This is a genomic window from Tractidigestivibacter scatoligenes (genome assembly GCF_001494635.1).
Lineage (GTDB): Bacteria > Actinomycetota > Coriobacteriia > Coriobacteriales > Atopobiaceae > Tractidigestivibacter > Tractidigestivibacter scatoligenes.
The window spans coordinates 528,714-547,457 of sequence record NZ_LOJF01000001.1; the positions used below are offsets into that span (position 1 = coordinate 528,714).

Consider the following 18,744-nt stretch of genomic DNA (forward strand, 5'->3'; position numbering starts at 1 on the left):
CAGGCGGACGCGGGGCTACATCCCGTAGTCAAAGAAGGATGAGACATGCACCGTGACGCAGTCCGTCTCTTGGCCAATGAGGTCCAACGTCTTCACTGTGTCCTCCACAATGGCCACGCGTCGTTCGGGGATTTCCAGCTTTCGAGCTAGCTGGCGGAGAAACCCGACCTTCTCGGCCTTTTGTGCAACGGTTACCACGTGGCTGGGCGCAAGCTCGTAGCAGCGGGTGACAAAGGCACGCTTGCCTGGTGCCTCGACGTCACTTGCCTGTGAGCATGCCCATACGTGGTCGATGCCCTTGTCCTTGATGAAGCGCTGGATTTGCGGAACCGAGCGCGAACTGGCGTAGGGGTCGTGCGTGCGCACGTAGTCCTCCCAGTCTTCGTCGGGGCAGGCGCTGTGTGAGAGATCACCAAACTCGTAGACCGCAAGGACGCCGTCGATGTCAAAAACCACGACGGTTTGCGGCTCCAGCAGGTACTCCATGAGCTTGGTCACGACATTCTCCTCTCGTTGCCGGGCCGCGATGACCTGGCTTGCGTCATTGTTCCGGAGTTTATCTCACGGCCCGAAGTTTAGCTCGGCCTCCGGAGCTTAGCTCAGAGCCCGGAGCTCAGCTCCTTTTCTTAAAGGTAATGTCCGCCAACAGGGCAAATGCGGCTGTCGTTTAAGAGAAGGAGCTATTCTCCGCGGAGGAACGTCGGGGCTGGGGGGGGCGCGAGGCGGCGCGAGGGAGCGTGGGCGCTGACGGGGGCGTGAGGTAGCGTCGCTGCTGGAGTTGGCGCCCGAAGGCACGTTTTTGCAGGGATTACGTCGAAAGTTGCTGCTCCGGCGTCAATATGACGCCAGAGCAGGGGTTTCCGAAGGGATTCCGTACGAGATGCGACCCCCGGCGCCAAAACGGCTCTGGAAGGGACGGTTCGGTGGCCTTCTCGTCGAAAAGAGGCTCTCGGGCGCCGCCGCCCACCGCGGCCTTCCTCCACCGCCCGTCGGTGCAAGTTTCAAGAAGCTGACATTCCCTCACTCTGACGGGTAGACTTTCTATGGAATGCATTTCCCAAACGCCCTGCGGGGCAGGAAAGAAGGTTGCCATGGCACTCGACAAGAAGGTCGGCGACACCCTTAACGCCCAGATCAACAAGGAGCTCTACTCGGCATACCTCTACCTCACGTTTGCCGACTACTACGAGGACCGCGGCCTCAAGGGGTTCGCAAACTGGTACATGGTGCAGGTGCAGGAGGAGGTCTCCCACGCCAAGATCCTCCGCCGCTACCTACTGGACAATGACTACCAGGTCAAGATGGCGGCCATCGCCGAGCCCGACAAGACCTTCACCAACGACCTTGCGCCGCTGCAGGCTGGCCTCGAGCACGAGCGCTACATCACGGCCGCAATCAACGAGTGCTACCAGGCCGCCTATGATGTGCATGACTTCCGCACCATGCAGCTGCTCGACTGGTTCGTGAAGGAGCAGGGCGAGGAGGAGACCAACGCCTCCGACATGATCAAGAACATGGAGCTCTTTGGCTCCGACCCCAAGGGCCTCTACGACCTGGATCGCGAGTACCAGGCCCGCACCTTTGTTGCCCCCACAATGCCCATGTAAGTCTCTGCAATACAATCAGAGCCGAGAAGCGCGGTGGCCCCAAGCGGGTCGCCGCGTTTTTTATGCCATGCACCCCCTGGGCTGCGGCTTGTTGACGTTTCTCGAAAACTGTTCGTTGCCACACATTCTCTTCACATCCTATTATTGGCCCCGTCGTTGACATGGTGTCAACAAAGGAGGTGCGGCCGATGCGCGGCGAGATTGCAGAAACGCGACGCGAGCAGATCATTGCCGCCGCCCGCTCACTCTACGAGGAGAAGGGCATCGACCACACCTCGGTGAAGGACATCGCCGAGCGGGCCAATATCACGCGCAGCCTCTTCTACCACTACTTCTCAAGTCGCGACGAGGTCACCGACGCTATTCTCGACGCCTACGTAGACACCTTCGTGGCAGCTGTGCGCGAGTGGAACGCTCAGCGCGTGCGCGGGGACGTCGATGGCGCGCTCAAAACATGCGTTGCCATGCTCCGCCGCCATCTCTTTGACACGGACAGCTTTAGGACCGACCTTCTCAAGAGCCAGAACGCCCTTCTCTACCAGCGCTTTAGCCAACAGACGGCACGCACTCTTGCCGAATACCTCACGCGCACCACCGTTGCCGAGTACGCTAGGTACCACCGCGTGGAGATACACCATCCCTACGAGGAGTTCTACCTGCTCATCATTGGCCTCATGAGCTACATGAGGACCCACCCCGACGCCTCGGACGAGCTTGTTGCCGACCTCATCGCTGACACGCTCCACCTTGACCTTGGCTCCCAACAGGACTAGCCGCGCCAACGCGCGACAGTAGCGTTTCCCCAAAGACAGCAAGAGAGAGGAAGTGCCATGTTGTTCGACCACAGCGCCAATCTGCCGTTCCAGCTCCTGGGGTGGGTGATGGTCTTCGTTGGGCTCATCGTGCTCAACGAGTTCGCCCGCAGGTCCAAGGTTGGGGGCCTCATCATGTTCGGCGTGCTGCCCGTGGCCATGACCATCTACTGCATTGCTATTGCCGTGGGCGTGGCGCAGGGCCAGGACTGGGCGCTCACCAATCCCACTCACATCTACCAGAACAGCTGGTTCCACTACGCAAAGGTGTACGCCGCACTTGCCGGCTGCATTGGCTTCATGGTCATCAAGTACCAGTGGGGAAGCCTTGGTCGCGCCCACTGGTTCCGCGCCTTCCCGTTTGCGATTGTCGCAATCAACATCCTCATTGCCGTATGCTCCGACTTCGAGAGCGCCTACCACTTCTTTGCGCTAGGCGAGACCACGTGGGTGACCTCAGAGGGCGCGACGCAGCTCGCGGGCTGGAACAACGTCTTCAACGGCATCGCCGGCATCATCAACATCTTCTGCATGACGGCTTGGTGGAACGTCTACTCCTCCAAGGACGGGCGAGACATGCTCTGGCCTGACATGACCTGGGTCTTCATTGTTGCCTATGACATCTGGAACTTCTGCTACACCTACAACTGCCTGCCGCACCACGCCTGGTACTGCGGCCTGGCGCTGCTTCTTGCCCCCACGGTGGCAAACGCGCTCTGGAACAAGGGCGCCTGGATTCAGAACCGCGCAAACACGCTGGCCATCTGGTGCATGTTTGCGCAGGTCTTCCCCGCGTTCCAGGAGGAGTCGGTCTTCGTGACGCACTCCACGCTCAACCCCACCACGGCGACCGTTGTCTCTGTGATCGCGCTCATGGCAAACGTGGCGGCAATAATCACAATCGCCTATCGTGCCAAGAAGCTGGGCGTCAATCCCTACAAGCAGGACGTCTTTGTGGGCACTCGCGACTTCGAGGAGGCCACGGCCCGTCGCGCGGACTTGGCGGCGTAGGACGAGCAGGGCAAGGCAAGCCACTCGCAACGCATGCGGGGCGCCAGCTTGTGCTGACGCCCCGCGTTTCTGTGCCGCGTGAAGCGGCGCTTGTATCCGCGTGCTACTTTACGCCGTACTTCTCGTAGTACTCGTCGATGGCAGCCTTGAGCTGCGGCGTAATGATGGTGCCGTCGAGTGCCTCGACGACCTCTGCCATGGTCACGATGCTCGCGACGGGGAAGCCGTAGCGCTCCTGGATCTCCTCCTGGGCGCTCACCTTGCCGCCCTTGCCCACCTCCATGCGGTTGAGCGAGACGATAAGCCCCTTGACCTCGACCGCAGCCGCGCCGGTCACGATGGGGTAGGTCTCGTCGATGGACTTGCCGGAGGTGGTGACGTCCTCGATCATCACCACGCGGTCGCCGTCCCTAAGCTCGCTGCCCAGGAGGTTGCCCTTGTCGGCACCGTGGTCCTTGACCTCCTTGCGGTTGGAGCAGTAGCGCACCTCCTTGCCGTAGAGGTCGTGGAAGGCAATGGCGCAGGAGACCGCCAGGGGAATGCCCTTGTAGGCAGGCCCAAAGAGCACGTCGAAGTCCAGGCCAAAGTTGTCGTGGATGGCGTGGGCATAGAACTCTCCCAAGCGCTTGAGCTGCGAGCCCGTGACGTAGGCGCCGGCGTTCATGAAGAACGGCGACTTCCTACCGCTCTTGAGGGTGAACTCGCCAAACTTGAGCACCTTGCTCTCGACCATGAAGTCGATGAACTGGCGCTTGTACTCCTCCATTGACGTCTCCTCTCGGTGGTGACGATCGTCTCGCAAGAGATTCTACGCGACTACGGGCGAACGGGAACCACGGCGGGACCAAGAAGGTCTGCAGACTTCTCCAGCGCGTGCACTATGCGCGAGAAGCCCTCAAGGTCTGCTGCCGAGAAGCGCGCGGGTATGGGACTGTCACAGTCGAGGACGCCCCAGATGGCGGTGCTGCCGTCCGCGGCGGTTGCGTGGATGGGCACCACGAGCTCCGAGCGCGAAGCGGCATCACAGGCAATGTGGCCTGGGAATGCCTGGACGTCGGGCACAAGCCGGGGCTTGTTTGTCTCGACGGCCCTTCCGCAGACACCGGCACCATAGGGGATGCTCACGCATGCGGGGCGTCCCCAGAAGGGGCCAAGGACAAGGTCCTGCTTGCCCGCGGGGCCATTGGTGGCAACGTAGAAGCCCACCCAGTTGATGCTTGGCAGCGCCTCGCCTAGGAGGGCGGCTGCGTTGGCAAGCGCGGGCAGCCAGCCCGGCGTTCCCTCGGCAAGTGAGCCTACCTGCTGAGCGAGAAGTTCGTAGTCTGTGGCCTGCGGGTTGTCCATGATGGCATCTCCTTCCAGTGCGGAGAATGATGGATGCGGCGCCAGCTCGTCGCGATAAGATAGGACGGTTAACGAGCATGACACAATTCCAAGAGGAAGGACGTTCCTTGAATCGCACGAGAATAGCCGCGCTCTACGCGGACATGGATCAGCTGGGTGGCACCGAGCTTACCGTTGCCGGCTGGGTGCGCTCCATCCGCGACATGAAGAACTTTGGCTTTGTCACCTTGAACGACGGCAGCTGCTTCAAGGACCTGCAGGTCGTGGTCAACCGCGAGCGTCTGGGGGACGAGACGTACGAGGGGATCGTCTCGCAGAACGTGGGTGCGGCGCTTGTCGTGCGCGGCAAGCTTGAGCTTACGCCGGATCGCCCCCAGCCCTTCGAGCTGCAGGCGGCAACCGTCACGGTGGAGGGTGCCTCCGCGCCCGACTACCCCATGCAGAAGAAGCGCCAGACGCGCGAGTTCCTGCGCACCCAGCAGCACCTGCGCAGCCGCACCAACCTCTTCCGCGCGGTCTTCCGCGTGCGCAGCGTGGCTGCCTTCGCCATCCACCGCTTCTTCCAGGAGCGTGGCTTCCTCTACGTGAACACTCCCATTATCACCGCGTCGGACGCCGAGGGCGCGGGCGAGATGTTCCGTGTGACCACCATCGACCCGGCCAACCCGCCCCTCACCGAGGACGGCAAGGTGGACTACAGCAAGGACTTCTTTGGCAAGCCCACCAACCTCACGGTGTCCGGGCAGCTCCAGGCTGAGAACTTTGCCATGAGCTTTGGCGACGTCTACACCTTTGGACCCACCTTCCGCGCCGAGAACTCCAACACGCGCCGTCATGCCGCCGAGTTCTGGATGGTCGAGCCCGAGATGGCCTTCTGCGACCTTGAGGGCGAGATGGACGTCTCGGAGGAGATGCTCAAGTACGTCATTGCCTACGTGATGGAGCACTGCCCCGACGAGCTGGACTTCTTCAACAAGTGGGTGGACAAGGGCCTCAAGGAGCGCCTGCAGCACGTGGCAACGAGCGACTTTGCGCGCGTGAGCTACACCGACGCCGTGAAGATCCTCGAGGACGCCCAGAACTCCGGCACGATGTTCGAGTACCCCGTCTCCTGGGGCGTCGACCTCCAGACCGAGCACGAGCGCTACCTTACCGAGAAGCACTTCAAGCGTCCCACGTTTGTGACGGACTACCCGCGCGACATCAAGGCGTTCTACATGCGCCTGAACGATGACGGCAAGACCGTAGCCGCCGCGGACTGCCTGGTGCCCGGCATTGGCGAGATCATCGGCGGCTCTCAGCGCGAGGAGCGCCTGGACGTGCTCGAGCGCCGCATCCAGGAGCTGGGCATGGACCCCGAGCAGTACAAGTACTACCTTGACCTGCGGCGCTATGGCGGCTGCCACCACGCGGGCTTTGGCTTGGGCTTCGAGCGCCTGGTCATGTACCTCACGGGCGTCGACAACATCCGTGACGTGCTGCCGCACCCGCGCACCGTGGGCAACGCGGACTTCTAAGGGCGCCAAGAGTAGGGGCAGGGCCTGTGATCGAGTGCTTCAAGACAACCGTCGAGGAGGACGAGAGCGGCGAGAAGGTCTTTCTCACCTCTCGAGTGGCGGGGCCCTGCCCGGGATGCTGGGTGAGTGTCGTAGCTCCCACCAAGCGGGAACGCGCCTGGATGCAAAACGAGATGGGCGTCATCCCGGACTTTGTCGCCTCTGCGCTCGATGACGAGGAGAGCTCGCGCATCGAGCGGGACGACGAGACCAGGCAGGTGCTCGTGATCGTGGATTGCCCCTTTGTGGAGGACAAGAGCGAGGCCGAGAGTACGTCGATCGTCCAGTACGACACGCATCCGCTCGCCGTGCTCTTCCTGCCCGAGAAGGACCTGGTCATGACCGTGAGCCTCAAGGAGAACTGGACTGTCTCCGCACTTGAGAGCGGCCGGGTCCGCGACATCAACACGACGCAGCGCACGCGCTTCCTGTTGCAGATTCTGTTGCACATCTCCAAGCGCTACCAGATTGACCTGCGGTCGGTAAACCGCCAGTTTCGTGAGAACGAGCGCGAGCTTCGGAGGTCCATGCGCAACGAGGAGCTCATCAAGATGCTGGGGTTCGAGAAGTCGCTGGTGTACTTCTCGACTTCGCTCAAGGCGCTCGACACCACCATCCAGCGCATAAGCTACGGACGTATCCTCAAGCTTTACGACGAGGACCGGGACCTCCTGAACGACACGTCCGTTGAGGTCAAGCAGGCCATCGAGATGTGCGAGATATACACGCAGGTCTACAACGAGACCATGGAGACGTTTGGCTCGATCATCAACAACAACCTCAACCTCACGATGCGTACCCTCGCCATCATCACGCTTGTGCTCTCGGTTCCCACGACGGTCTTCTCGTTCTACGGCATGAACACCGGGCTTCCCATGGATGAGACCTGGGTGTTCCCGGTCATCCTTTCCCTGGCACTATCCGTGTTTGCGACGTTCTGGATTCTCAAGAGCCGCGTTCTCAGGTAGCTGCCGGAGTGGGGCCCAGAAGTGCGACTCCATGCCGCGTCTGCCATCTAGTGGCGGGCGCGGCATTTTGCGTTACGTCCTCGACCATTCGCGACGCGTCTGGGTTTGGCTGCCGTATGGCGGATACCCTTGCCGAGACGCGCGTGGGTGCGCTTCTATCGAGTATTGGTGAGGGGTCGATATGCGGGATGTTACACGTCGTCAGGCGCTCGGCCTTGCTGTCGGTGCGCTTGCAGCTATTGCGCAGGCGGGGTGCGCCACCACGCCCTCACAGGACGGGGGCGATGATACCGAGAAGGTCCACGGCGTACAGAGCGTCGAGGCGCTTGACCCCAACGTAACCGCTGAGTGGGACAGCGCGTACTACACCCCTGCCTACGCGTCGCTCGACGAGGCAGTTCTCGCATCGCATGAGGTCGCGCGCACGATTGAGGCAGAGGGCATGGTGCTTCTGGCGAACAACGGCGTGCTTCCTCTGCCGGAGGGCTGCGCGGTGAGCCTTTTGGGCCGCTGCGCCGAGGACCCGCTCTTTGGCGGTTACGGGGCAGGATCGGTTGCGCCAGATGCGGTGTGCACCGGTTTCTACGATGGTCTTGCCGGGGCGGGACTCGAGGTAAATCCCACCGTTCACGAGTGGCTCTCCGCGCACGTGCAGGACCGTCCCCGCGGAGGCATCCACACGCTGGACGTGCGCGCAACCACCACGTACTACATCGGGGAGCTGCCGTGGTCGAGCTATCCGGAGGACGTGCGCGCAAGCGTCTCTGGGACGGTTGCCGTGGTGGTTCTCGGCAGGGCGAGCGGGGAAGGGTATGATCTCTCGCTTGACCTTAACGCCTCGCTGGCAGACGAGCGCTTCTCGTCATTTGTCCCCAACGAGGAGACTGCGAGCTATGCCGAGGGACAGCACTCGCTCCAGCTCACGTCGGAGGAGCTGGGCCTTGTTGCGGGGGCGCGAGAGGCTGCGGACCACGTGGTGGTGCTTCTCAACACGGGAACCACGCTCGAGGTTGGGCCGCTTGTCGAGGATGGCAGCCCCTACCAGGTGGACGCGCTGCTTCATGTGGGCTTTCCCGGTGCGGTGGGCGCGGAGGTGGTGGGCGATGTCCTCTGCGGTAGGCGCAACCCATGCGGCCGGACCTGTGACCTCTGGGCTCGCGACATGCGTCTTGCCCCGAGCTTCAACACCATGGGAGAGCATCGCTACACCGACGTCCACGACTTCTACCCCGGCAACGAGACCACCGGCGACGGCGCGCGCTTCATGGAGTACCTCGAGGGCGTCTACGTGGGCTATCGCTACTTCGAGACGGCAGCCGCAATGGGCGCGCTCGACTACGACAATGCCGTGACCTTCCCGTTTGGCTATGGTCTCTCGTACACGAGCTTCTCGTGGTCGCTTCTCGACTGCCGACTGGACGGTGAGAACGTCGCACTCTCGGTGCAGGTTGCCAACTCCGGGCAGCTCTCGGGCAAAGACGTTGTCGAGGCATACGTGGGTGCCCCGTGGGACGGATCCGTCGAGAAGAGTTCGGTGGCGCTTGTCGCCTTTGCCAAGACTGGCGAGCTTGCGCCGGGCGAGTCCCAAAGGCTGGAGCTGAGCTGGCCGGTGCGCCAGATGGCAAGCTGGTCTGTGGCGGATGGCTGCTGGGTGCTTGCCGCCGGCTCGTACCAGGTCTCCCTTCGCACAGACTCCCATCACGTGGTGGAGACGAGCACGCTCGATCTGGACGAGAGGCGCTACCAGACCGATGACGCGACGGGCGCAGAAGTTGTCGCGCGGTTTCCCGATCTTGACGAGTACTTCGATAACCCGGCTGCCTCCGGTGCCGATGGTACACCGGTGCTTCTCACCCGCAAAGACATGCAGGGGAGCTTCCCGGCACCTGCGCAGGACAAGACTGCTGCATCGGTCGGCGTGACGCTTTCCATGTACGACGCGGCGGCGGAGGATGACGGGACGGCGACGGCACCGGAAACCGGCGCCCAGAACGGGGTCTCGCTCATCGACCTGAGGGGGCGCACGTTCGACGACCCCCTGTGGGACGTGCTTCTCGACCAGCTGTCCCCTGGCGACATGGTTGCCCTTGTCTGCACCAATGCTGGCGAGAAGATCGACTCCGTAGGCAAGCCGGCAACCGACTGGGACGACTCTCCGGTGGCGATGGGCGGCATGGAGCGCGGCGGCTCGCACTGCGTGTGGCCGAGCGAGTACCTGGTGGCGGAGACCTGGGACGTTAACCTGCTGCGCAGCATGGGCGAGGCCGTTGGCGAGGAGTCCCTCTCGTCTGGCATCTTTGGCTGGTGGAGTCCGGCAATCAACATGCACCGTTCGTCCTTCTCGGGCAGGAACTACGAGTACTACTCGGAAGACCCACTGCTTACGGGGGCCCTTGCCCGGGCCATGGTGGATGGTGGCGCCTCGCGCGGCATGGTTAACATGCTCAAGCACTTCTGCGTGTACGACCAGGAGACCAGCCGCAGGGAGCATCTGTGCACCTGGGCCACCGAGCAGGTCGTCCGCGAGATCTATGCGCGACCGTTCGAGATGGTGGTCAAGTCGTCCTCGCGGCACGCGGTGCCCGCGCTGGACGTGTCGACGGGGGAGCAGGCCCTGGCCAAGGTGAATGTGCCGCTCTCGATCATGAGCTGCTACAGCTTCCTTGGAAACACTTGGGGCGGTGGCCGAGAGGACCTTCAAACGGGGCTGCTGCGTGACGAGTGGGGCTTTGACGGCGTTGTCCTCTCGGACTTCAGCGTGGACGACTACTACATGGACCACGACCAGGGGATTGCCGCCGGGACGGATCTCATGCTCGCAACCGCCGCAACGGGTACCGTCGCTGATCCGAGAAGCGCCTATACCCTCAACAACCTGCGCAGATCGGTGCATCGGTACCTCTACGTGGTGGTCAACTCCAATGCCATGAACGGGATCTTGCCTACTGTGAGGGTTACGTACTCGTAAAGGGAAGTGGGACGCCGCCGCCCGCCGCCGGAAGGCCCGTTTTGGCAGCAAGTGCGTACAAAGTAAACGCTCCGGCGACATTTTGTCGCCGGAGCGTGGGGAATAGCGGAAAACCCGTACGAAATGAGCCTTCGGGCGCCACGCGAGAGACGCTGTGCATCGGGCGTCCCCCACGGCGTCGTTACGCGCGCGGTGGCTCGCCGCCCATCTCCCAGGAGCGGGCGCTCTCGCAGGTAGCGTGCAGGGTGACCAGCAGCGTGTCCGCGGTGGGGAACCACCTGGTCGAGAGGACCGCCTCGCCGTGGTTCACGTAGACCTCCACGGCGGAGCCGTCCACCAGCACGCGGAGCTCGCGCAGAGTCGCAAGCGGAAGCACACGCTCGGTGCGGCCGGAGGCGGCCGTCTCGTCCGCAAACGTCATTCTCAGCAGTCCATCGCTGGCAGAGAAGGAAAGCTCGAGCTGCCCGTCCAGCCCCATCTCGAGGTCGCCCTCGATGCCCAGAAGCTCGATGTCGGCATGGTGATGGGGGAGGATCGCACCCACGGTGGGGTTCACGGGCTGGGCAAAGCCGCGAAGGCCGTCTATCTCGGCAACCGGCCACTGGCGGAGAAGCCCATCCGCACCCACCGTGACCTCGCGCGGCACGGTGAGACAGTGGCACCAGGTAAGACCGTCCGGCGCCGAGGTATACTCCGCGTCTGGCATGCCCATCCAGCCAATAAGGATGCAGCGGCCCTTCTCGTCCTCGAAGACCTGCGGCGCGTAGAAGTCAAAGCCCCAGTCAAGCTCGACGAAGCTCGTCTCATCCACCTGCGTGGTTGCAAGGATGCCCCGCGGCAGCGGGAAGTATCCGGCCTGGTAGAGGTTCTGCCAGCGCGTGGGCTCGCTGGGCAGGCCTTGCGGACAAACCACGAGGTAGTCATGGCCGTCCACCTGGATGACGTTGGGGCACTCCCACATGTAGCCAAAGGGGTGCGCAGACTCGATGCGCCCGCGGTACGTCCACGTTACGGCGTCGGAGGACTCGTAGAGAATAACGTCGCCCACGTCGTCTGAGCGACGGGCGCCCAGCACCATGTAGTAGCGGCCGTCCTGCTCCCAGACCTTGGGGTCGCGCACGTGGCGCGTGAGGTCGGAGGGATAGTCCTCGGGGCGGAGCAGGGCCTTCTTCTCAGAGAGGGAGATTCCATCCTCGCTTGTGACCATAATCTGGTTGGCGTCGCGCCCGGTGTGGATGTGATCGCCCTCGTACTTCACGTTGCCGGTGTAGTAGAGGCGCAGGAGGTCACCCCCGTCCGGTGCACCGCCCGCCACTACGAGCGCCGAGCCAGAGTAGACGCCGTCGGCGTCTTCGGGGATCGAGGGCATGAGGGGCTCGCCCAGGTCCTCCCAGCGCACCAGGTCGCGGCTCGCAAAGTGGCCCCAGCCCTTCTTGCCGGCCGCTGGCCAGGCAGGGTCTGCCTGGTAGAAGACATGGTAGGTACCGTGGAACTGGCAGAGGCCGTTGGGGTCGTTGAGCCACCCCTGGCGTGGGGCCAGGTGGAAGTGGGGCGTCCAGCGCTCGTGCGTGGGGGACATGGGGCTCCTCTCAAGTGGGTGCGGATATGCGAGACGGGCGGCCACCAGAGGCGACCGCCCGTATGTGGAGCAGTGGTTGCGCCTAGCGCGTGGCCACCACGGCGTCACCGGCCTTGACCTCGCCGGTTGCGAGCTGGTCAACCGAGGAGTATGCGTCGGTGTTGGTGATCACGAGCATCGTGGTGGCCTTCTTGCCGGCCTCCTTGATGGCGCCAAGGTCGGCCTCCATGAGGACGTCGCCGCGCTTCACGTGGTCTCCCACCTTGGTGAAGGGTGTGAAGGGCTCGCCCTTAAGCTCAACGGTGTCGATGCCAATGTGGATGAGAATCTCGGCGCCGGAATCGGAGAGCAGGCCAAGGGCGTGTCCGGTCTCGGCGACCACGGTCACGGTGCCGTCGACAGGCGAGACAATCTTGCCATCTTTGGGCTCGACTGCGATGCCCTTGCCCATGGCGAGCGAGGCAAAGACGGGGTCGGAGACGTCGGTCAGAGCGACGGCAGTGCCAGTGGCGGGGGCGCCGATGGTCTCAGCCTTGGGAGCGTCGGCTGCGGGGGCCTCAGCCTTCTCCTCGGCCTCGAGGGCGCGCACCTCGTCGGCGGCAGCAGCGGTCTCGGCGGCAACCTTCGCGGGCGCCGCGGCGGTCTCCTTGTCACGGTATGCCATGGAGGAGAGGCCAAAGGCCACGCCAAACGCCACGGCGAACATCACGATGTACTGCAGCGGCTGCGCGATGCAGAGCAGGATGCCAAAGATGCCGGTGACGCCAGTGCCGGAAGCGGCGAGGTTGAAGATGAAGCAGCACAGGGCACCGCAGGCAGAGCCAATCATGCCTGCCACGAAGGGCTTCATGTTGGGCAGGTTCACACCAAAGATTGCGGGCTCGGTGATGCCGAGCAGGCAGGAGATGCCGGCGGGGACGGCGAGGGACTTGGTCTTCTCGGAGTGGGTCTTGAGCGCAACGGCCAGGCAGGCGCCGCCCTGGGCGATGTTGGCGGCGCTGGCGATGGGCAGCCAGTAGGTGACGCCGTACTGGGCGAGCATGGAGACGTCGATGGCGGTGTACATCTGGTGCAGGCCGGTGACAACGGAGGGCGAGTAGATCAGGCCGATGATGATGTAGCCAATGCCGAAGGGAACCTGGAGCAGCCACATGAGCAGGCCGAGGATGTTGTTCTCAAGCCAGACAAAGATGGGGCCGACGAAGAGGATCGTGATGTAGGCGGCAAGAGAGACCGACAGCAGCGGGGTGAGGAAGAGGTCGAACATCTCGGGGATGACCTTGTGGAGCCGCTTCTCGAAGAAGCAGAGGATCCACACGCCCACCAGGATGGGGATGACGTGGCCCTGGTAGCCCACCCAGTCGATGCTGTAGATGCCCGGGATCACGTCGAGCGTGACCATGGTTCCCTCGGCGATGGCGGTGCTGGCGCTGTATGCGTTGATGAAGTCGGAGCTTATGAGCAGCGCGCCGAGCGAGGCGCCGAGGTAGGGGTTGCCCCCAAAGACCGTAGCGGCGGAGAAGCCCAGGAGAATCTGGAGGTTGCCAAGGGCGCAGGCGTTGATGAGAGACGCGATGCGCCACCAGACGCTCGTGGTGTCGAGCGCGATGATGCCCTGAGATCCCATGTAGGAGAGGGCACCCATGATGCCCATGAGCATACCGGATGCCACGATGGCGGGGATGATGGGCACAAAGACGTCCGAGAGGACCTTGATGGCGCGCTGGAACGCGTTGCCCTGGTTGGCAGCGGCCTCCTTGGCCTCCGCCTTGGAGGCGGCGGTGACGCCGGACTGCTTGATGAACTCGTCATAGACCTTGTCCACGGTGCCGGTTCCAAAGATCACCTGGAGCTGGCCCGCTGCCTGGAAGTTGCCCTTGGCACCAACCACGTCATCGAGCTTGGCCTTGTCGACCTTGCTGTCGTCTGCGATGACCAGGCGTAGGCGGGTGGCGCAGTGCGCCGCCGAGACGATGTTGCTCGAGCCGCCGATCGCCTCCAGAACCTCGCGTGCCGCTTCTGCATAGTCCAGAGCCATGTGGTCTCCCTTCCCGAACCAGTGGCCATACTTATGAAACCGTTCTCATAGCTGATTTCATCGCGTGAAAACTTGTTTGAATCAGCTGTCTATGAAATCGTTCTCACATGTCCAATAGTAGCCAATGGCCGGCTGAGCAAATGTGGATTGCAGGAATAACGGTGAGTGGTAGAAATGCGGGTGTGAACGGTCTCACATCACAGTGGCGCTGCTGGCGCCACGGTGGCTAGCGCGAGCTGGTACGGGCGTAGATCTCGTAGCCCATGCGCAGCTCACGGGGGACTCCATCGCCATCGGTCATGGCGTCTACCAGCATCTTTGCCGCCTCGACGCCACTGGTGAGGTAGTAGAAGTGGACGGTTGTGAGGCTGGGGGTCATGATCTTCGAGAGCTTGGAGTCTCCCACTCCCGTCACCTGCACGTCCTCGGGGATGCGCTTGCCGTACTCGCGCAGGCAGGTCATAGCGCCAAAGGCAATGTCATCGGTGGCGCAGACAAGGGCGTCAACGTCCGGCACGGCATCAAGGATCTTCTCGGCGCAAAGGTAGCCGGAGTCCACCGAGAAGGTGGCGCTCTGCTGTGCCTTGGGGCTCACGGCAACGCCCTTGCTGGTGCAGGCGTCCACGAATGCACGGTGGCGCTCTCGCCCGGCAGCTACGTCCTTCTCGTAGACGCCAATGTAGCCTGGGGTGTGGGAGGTCTTGAGGATGGAGCGTGTGAGGTCGTAGACAGCGTGGTAATCGTCCTGGTAGACGCATGAGTGGCCATCCAGGCGCTGGCCAAGTATCACCACGGGAATGTTGAGCGAGTCCAGCGCCTTGTGATGGGCATGCGTGAACACCGTGGCAATGAGGATGATGCCGTCTACCTTATTGCGCTCGGCAAAGAGGTTGAGGTAGTCCACCTCGACCTTCTCGTCATTGTCTGTATTGGCGAGAAGCACCTGGTAGCCGTTCTGGCCAAGCACCTTGGTGATGCCCGCAACCATGCGGCTTACAGAGTGCGAGTTGATCTTGGGGATGATGACGCCCACAAGCTTGGTCTTGCCCGTGCGCAGCGTGCGCGCCTGCTGAGAAGGCACATAGCCCGTCTCGTTGATGACGCGCGAGATAAGCTCGCGCTTCTCCTTTGAGACGTAACCGTCATTGAGATAGCGCGAGACGGTTGCCCGCGAGACTCCCGCGAGCTTTGCGATCTCGTTTATGTCCACACTCCCCGCCTTCCCTCATGCGCATGCGTTCCCCTCACGCATTATGAGAACGATACCAGATGACGAACGTGTCGGTTGGGCGAATGCGGCGAGGGGCATGGGGTAAGCTCTTGGGCGGAGTGTCGCGTCACGTGACCGGCACGGAAGGGAGCACGCCATGCTGATGGAGGATGCGCGCGAACGCATCGTCGTGTTTGGCAAAAGGATTGCCACAGAGGGCCTTGCCGTGGGGACGAGTGGAAACCTCTCCGAGTATGACCCGGTGACAGGCCTTATGGCCATCAGCCCCTCGGGGCTGGGGTACTTCGAGACCACTCCTCAAGATGTTGTGGTGCTCCGACTGGATGGCAGCATAGTTGAGGGGAGCCGCCGGCCTTCCTCCGAAGCACCGCTCCACGCCGAGGTCTACCGTCGCCGCCCGGCCGCCCGTGCCGTGGTGCACACGCATTCGCCCTACGCAACCACGCTGGCCGCGCTTGGCGAGCCCATTCGTGCGGTGCACTTCACGATTGCGGACTCGGGCGCGGAGGAGGTGCCGCTCTCGCCCTACGTCACGTTTGGCACGCCTGAGCTTGCCGCCTCGGTGGGCACGACCTTTGGCGAGCACCCCCATGTCAACGCCGTGCTCATGGAAAATCACGGGCTCATTGCATGTGGCCCAAGCATGGACGTTGCTTTTGGGCTTGCCGTTAACCTTGAGTTTGTCTCGCGAATCCAGTGGCAGGCCGAGTGCGTGGGGACGCCGCGCGTGCTTTCGGGCGAAGAGGTCACGGGCGTTTCAAAGCGCTTCGAGACCTATGGCCAGCCTGCTGGCCGCAAGGCATAAAGGCTGCCGTGGCGGGTTTTTCTCCCTGGGAAATTAATCCCGCAAAAGGAGGAACGTGTGATTGACGAGATAGATAAGGGCGCTTGGCCGCTGCGCTTTGACTCCGATGGACACTTCCGTGTGCTGCAGTTCTCGGACATCCAGGAGACGTCTCACGTGCGCGAGGACACGATGACGCTTCTTCGCGCGGCGCTCGACGAGGCAAAGCCCAACCTTGTGGTGCTTACCGGCGACCAGGTGAAGGGCTATGCGGTGGAGTTCGCTCTGGGGGAGAACGCGGAGCGAGCGCGTACGGTGGTGAGGAAGATCTGCTTGCCTATGGTCGAGCGGAACATTCCCTTTGTGGTGACCTATGGCAACCACGATCGCCAGTGCGGCATTGGAAACGATGAGCAGGAGAGCTGGTACAAGGCCATTCCCGGATGCCTCAACGGCATCGTTGCCGCACGGGAGCCCAAGCTCTACCACGGGGCCGGCACGCTTGCTGTGCCCGTGCTTTCGCACATGGGCGAGGATGTGTGTCTAGCTGTGCTGGTTGCGGACTCCGGCGCGGGCTCGGGCAGTGGTGGCTACGAACCCTTCGACCCCGCACTCACCAACTGGATTACGGGTTGCGCGCAGCAGCTTGCAGAACGGGCAGGCCATAAGGTGCCCTGTATTCTCTACCAGCACATTCCCCCCGTCCAGGTCTACGACTGCCTGCGCGATGCCTGCGAGGGCGAGCATGGCGTCCCTGGGTTCCGCCTTCACTACCGTCCCGGTCGCACGCTTGTACCTATCGACGACCTTCGCGTCTCCGGAGGGCTTCGAGAGCCCGTGTGCAGTCCGGATGCGGATACTGGCGAGATTGCCGCCCTTACGCGCGAGGGGAGCACCTTCGCTGTCTACTTTGGTCACGACCACAAGAACACGCTTGTCTCCCATTACGGAAACATCGACCTGGGATACGCGCCATCTGCCGGCTTTGGCTCCTATGGACCTGGGGCCATGCGAGCGGCGCGCCTCTTTTCCTTTGACGGGCAGAACGCGGCACTCTACACCACGCGCTTGCTCACGTATGCGGAGCTTGTGGGGTCTCGCACGGAGCGCCCGCTCACCGACTGGGCCTCCGAGCGCGTGCCCGTCTCGACGGAGGAGGCGCGCGAGATGGCGCGGCCAGCGCTTCCGGTGCTTGGCGCGGCGGCAATCGCAGCGTTTGCGCTCGGCGTGGCAAAGCGACAGAGAAGGGGCAGGTAAATGGCAGAGAAACCCAAAGAAGAGCCTGAAGAGAGACCTGGCGAGAAATCCGGAGAGAAACTCGACGAGAAGAAGGCCGTCGGCCGAAGTCTCACCAAGCTCAACATGAGGCGAACCGTCCTGGTGACGCTGCCCTTCATGGGAGCGCTCACGTTCTGGCAGGCCTACGACGGCTTGGTGCCGCTCATGTTCAAGAACACGTTTGGCATGGGCGACACGCTCACCGGCGTCTTCATGTCGCTCGACAACGTGCTTGCGCTCTTCATGCTCCCGCTCATGGGGGCGCTCTCTGACCGTACCACCACGCGCTGGGGCAGGCGCACGCCGTTCATCGTGGTGGGTGCGCTTCTCGCCGCGGCGCTCACGCCCCTCATTGCCGTGGCAAACGCGATGCACAACCTGCCGCTCTTTGTGACTGTGCTTGTGGCGACGCTTGTGGTGCTCTCGATCTACCGCTCTCCCTCCGTGGCGCTCATGCCCGACGTCACCCCACGCCCGGTGCGCAGCAAGGCGGACGCCTTCAACTCACTCATGGCTGCGGTGGGTGGCGTGATTGTGCTTGTCGCCATCGCGCTTCTCGTCCCAGCTGAGGAGAACCCGGACTACATACCCGTCTATCTTGTCATCTCCTTCATGCTGCTGGTGACAACCATTATCTTCATGGTGTTCTTCCGCGAGCCCAAGGAGGTTGCGGCGATGCACCGCGAGAGTGCCGAGCTGGGCATTCCCGAGGATGAGATCGAGGCCTCCGACGAGGGCGGCAAGGAGCGCGAGACGGATCCTGTCAAGCGTCGCTCGCTTGTGTGCGTGCTTGTCTGCGTCTTCTTTTACTTCATGTCGAATAACGCTGTGACCAGCGGTATCTCGCGCTATGCGGACGTGGTGTGGGGGATGGCCGGCGGCTCGTACGCGCAGGTGCAGACCGTGGCCACGCTTGCGGCGATTGTCGCCTACATGCCCATGGCCGAGCTCTCCTGCAAGATTGGCCGGAAGGTCACTACGTATATTGGCATCGCGCTTATGGTGGTGTCCCCACTGCTCATCTCGGGTGCCACGGGCTTCTCGGCGATTATCTACGTGTGGGTGGCGCTCTTTGGCATTGGCATGGCGACGGTCTCGCTTACCGTGTATCCCATGATCATGGAGCTGGCGAGCGCCAACACGACGGGGCGCTATACCGGTTTCTACTACACGGCAAGCATGTCCGCACAGGTGGTGACGCCCATTCTCTCTGGTGCGGTCATGCAGTTTGTGGGCTACCAGTACCTCTACATCTACGTGGCCATCTGCGCGGCCATCTCGGCGGTGCCGCTGCTGTTCGTGAAGAACGCGGACTCGCTCACGATGGACGAGGTGCGTGAGCGTCAGGCTGCGGCGGAGGGGGAGAAGCGGTAGCTGCGATGCCGGCTCCTTGTCGCTCCTTGTCGCCGGAAGGCCCCTTTTGGCGACGATTGCAACAGATATGGCCCTCCGGAGACAACTTGTCGCCGGAGGGCACACTTTGACGTCAGTTGCAACAAAACAAGCGCTCCGGCGTCGAAAGACGCGGGAGCGCTCGCTTTCCGATATTCCTTGAACAAGCCTGCCGA

Annotated in this window: 15 protein-coding genes; 9 read left to right on the forward strand and 6 right to left on the reverse strand. The window is 62.7% G+C overall.

Features of this window, described 5'->3' with window-relative positions; genetic code table 11:
• Nucleotides 1-15: 15 nt before the first annotated feature.
• Nucleotides 16-498 (reverse strand): hypothetical protein, encoded by a 483-nt coding sequence (locus AUL39_RS02385; RefSeq protein WP_059053220.1) that lies wholly within the window; start codon nucleotides 496-498, stop codon nucleotides 16-18.
• A gap of 593 nt (nucleotides 499-1,091) precedes the next feature.
• Between AUL39_RS02385 and AUL39_RS02390 the strand changes: the two genes are divergently transcribed.
• From AUL39_RS02390 to AUL39_RS02400, 3 genes are all read left to right on the forward strand, one after another.
• Entirely contained in the window at nucleotides 1,092-1,607 is a 516-nt protein-coding gene (locus AUL39_RS02390; protein WP_059053222.1) for a ferritin, read from the forward strand.
• A gap of 188 nt (nucleotides 1,608-1,795) precedes the next feature.
• On the forward strand, nucleotides 1,796-2,380 hold the full coding sequence (locus AUL39_RS02395) for a TetR/AcrR family transcriptional regulator (RefSeq protein WP_059053225.1): 585 nt from the start codon (nucleotides 1,796-1,798) through the stop codon (nucleotides 2,378-2,380).
• Between the two features lie 57 nt (nucleotides 2,381-2,437).
• Entirely contained in the window at nucleotides 2,438-3,430 is a 993-nt protein-coding gene (locus AUL39_RS02400) for a DUF5692 family protein (protein WP_059053227.1), read from the forward strand.
• A gap of 103 nt (nucleotides 3,431-3,533) precedes the next feature.
• Here AUL39_RS02400 and pyrE read toward each other — a convergent pair whose 3' ends face one another.
• Together pyrE and AUL39_RS02410 are read right to left on the reverse strand one after the other, a co-directional pair.
• Complete coding sequence (gene pyrE / locus AUL39_RS02405) at nucleotides 3,534-4,196, reverse strand: orotate phosphoribosyltransferase (protein ID WP_059053235.1); 663 nt, start codon at nucleotides 4,194-4,196, stop codon at nucleotides 3,534-3,536.
• Nucleotides 4,197-4,246: 50 nt separating this feature from the next.
• Entirely contained in the window at nucleotides 4,247-4,774 is a 528-nt protein-coding gene (locus AUL39_RS02410) for a GAF domain-containing protein (protein ID WP_059053237.1), read from the reverse strand.
• A 107-nt stretch (nucleotides 4,775-4,881) separates the two neighbouring features.
• Here AUL39_RS02410 and asnS point away from each other — a divergent pair, with 107 nt between their 5' ends.
• From asnS to AUL39_RS02425, 3 genes are all read left to right on the forward strand, one after another.
• On the forward strand, nucleotides 4,882-6,291 hold the full coding sequence (asnS, locus tag AUL39_RS02415; RefSeq protein ID WP_059053239.1) for an asparagine--tRNA ligase: 1,410 nt from the start codon (nucleotides 4,882-4,884) through the stop codon (nucleotides 6,289-6,291).
• Nucleotides 6,292-6,317: 26 nt separating this feature from the next.
• The gene (locus tag AUL39_RS02420; RefSeq protein ID WP_059053241.1) at nucleotides 6,318-7,298 is read left to right on the forward strand and encodes a magnesium transporter CorA family protein; all 981 of its coding nucleotides are present in this window, start codon (nucleotides 6,318-6,320) and stop codon (nucleotides 7,296-7,298) included.
• A gap of 181 nt (nucleotides 7,299-7,479) precedes the next feature.
• Nucleotides 7,480-10,266 carry a glycoside hydrolase family 3 N-terminal domain-containing protein gene (locus AUL39_RS02425; RefSeq protein WP_059053243.1) on the forward strand — a complete coding sequence of 929 codons (2,787 nt, stop codon included), beginning with the start codon at nucleotides 7,480-7,482 and terminating at the stop codon, nucleotides 10,264-10,266.
• A 181-nt stretch (nucleotides 10,267-10,447) separates the two neighbouring features.
• Here the strand turns inward: AUL39_RS02425 and AUL39_RS02430 are convergent, their stop codons facing one another.
• The 3 genes from AUL39_RS02430 to AUL39_RS02440 all read right to left on the reverse strand — a co-directional run bounded on the left by AUL39_RS02430 (nucleotide 10,448) and on the right by AUL39_RS02440 (nucleotide 15,093).
• Complete coding sequence (locus AUL39_RS02430; RefSeq protein ID WP_070807532.1) at nucleotides 10,448-11,845, reverse strand: glycoside hydrolase family 32 protein; 1,398 nt, start codon at nucleotides 11,843-11,845, stop codon at nucleotides 10,448-10,450.
• An 82-nt stretch (nucleotides 11,846-11,927) separates the two neighbouring features.
• Nucleotides 11,928-13,883 carry a PTS beta-glucoside transporter subunit IIBCA gene (locus tag AUL39_RS02435; protein ID WP_070807533.1) on the reverse strand — a complete coding sequence of 652 codons (1,956 nt, stop codon included), beginning with the start codon at nucleotides 13,881-13,883 and terminating at the stop codon, nucleotides 11,928-11,930.
• Nucleotides 13,884-14,109: 226 nt separating this feature from the next.
• Nucleotides 14,110-15,093 (reverse strand): LacI family DNA-binding transcriptional regulator, encoded by a 984-nt coding sequence (locus tag AUL39_RS02440; protein WP_059053245.1) that lies wholly within the window; start codon nucleotides 15,091-15,093, stop codon nucleotides 14,110-14,112.
• 157 nt (nucleotides 15,094-15,250) lie between these two features.
• Between AUL39_RS02440 and AUL39_RS02445 the strand changes: the two genes are divergently transcribed.
• The 3 genes from AUL39_RS02445 to AUL39_RS02455 are packed head-to-tail and all read left to right on the forward strand — an operon-like array spanning nucleotide 15,251 to nucleotide 18,550.
• Entirely contained in the window at nucleotides 15,251-15,919 is a 669-nt protein-coding gene (locus AUL39_RS02445; RefSeq protein ID WP_059053247.1) for a class II aldolase/adducin family protein, read from the forward strand.
• A 57-nt stretch (nucleotides 15,920-15,976) separates the two neighbouring features.
• On the forward strand, nucleotides 15,977-17,155 hold the full coding sequence (locus tag AUL39_RS02450) for a metallophosphoesterase (protein ID WP_059053249.1): 1,179 nt from the start codon (nucleotides 15,977-15,979) through the stop codon (nucleotides 17,153-17,155).
• Complete coding sequence (locus AUL39_RS02455) at nucleotides 17,156-18,550, forward strand: MFS transporter (RefSeq protein ID WP_059053252.1); 1,395 nt, start codon at nucleotides 17,156-17,158, stop codon at nucleotides 18,548-18,550. It begins immediately after the preceding gene.
• Nucleotides 18,551-18,744: the final 194 nt, after the last annotated feature.

Coding starts and splice junctions, on each gene's coding strand:
- AUL39_RS02390 (WP_059053222.1), top strand. CDS start 1,092: ATGGCACTCGACAAGAAGGTCGGCGACACCCTTAACGCCCAGATCAAC.
- AUL39_RS02430 (WP_070807532.1), bottom strand. CDS start 11,845: ATGTCCCCCACGCACGAGCGCTGGACGCCCCACTTCCACCTGGCCCCA.
- AUL39_RS02410 (WP_059053237.1), bottom strand. CDS start 4,774: ATGGACAACCCGCAGGCCACAGACTACGAACTTCTCGCTCAGCAGGTA.
- AUL39_RS02435 (WP_070807533.1), bottom strand. CDS start 13,883: ATGGCTCTGGACTATGCAGAAGCGGCACGCGAGGTTCTGGAGGCGATC.
- AUL39_RS02395 (WP_059053225.1), top strand. CDS start 1,796: ATGCGCGGCGAGATTGCAGAAACGCGACGCGAGCAGATCATTGCCGCC.
- AUL39_RS02455 (WP_059053252.1), top strand. CDS start 17,156: ATGGCAGAGAAACCCAAAGAAGAGCCTGAAGAGAGACCTGGCGAGAAA.
- AUL39_RS02400 (WP_059053227.1), top strand. CDS start 2,438: ATGTTGTTCGACCACAGCGCCAATCTGCCGTTCCAGCTCCTGGGGTGG.
- AUL39_RS02425 (WP_059053243.1), top strand. CDS start 7,480: ATGCGGGATGTTACACGTCGTCAGGCGCTCGGCCTTGCTGTCGGTGCG.
- AUL39_RS02445 (WP_059053247.1), top strand. CDS start 15,251: ATGCTGATGGAGGATGCGCGCGAACGCATCGTCGTGTTTGGCAAAAGG.
- pyrE (WP_059053235.1), bottom strand. CDS start 4,196: ATGGAGGAGTACAAGCGCCAGTTCATCGACTTCATGGTCGAGAGCAAG.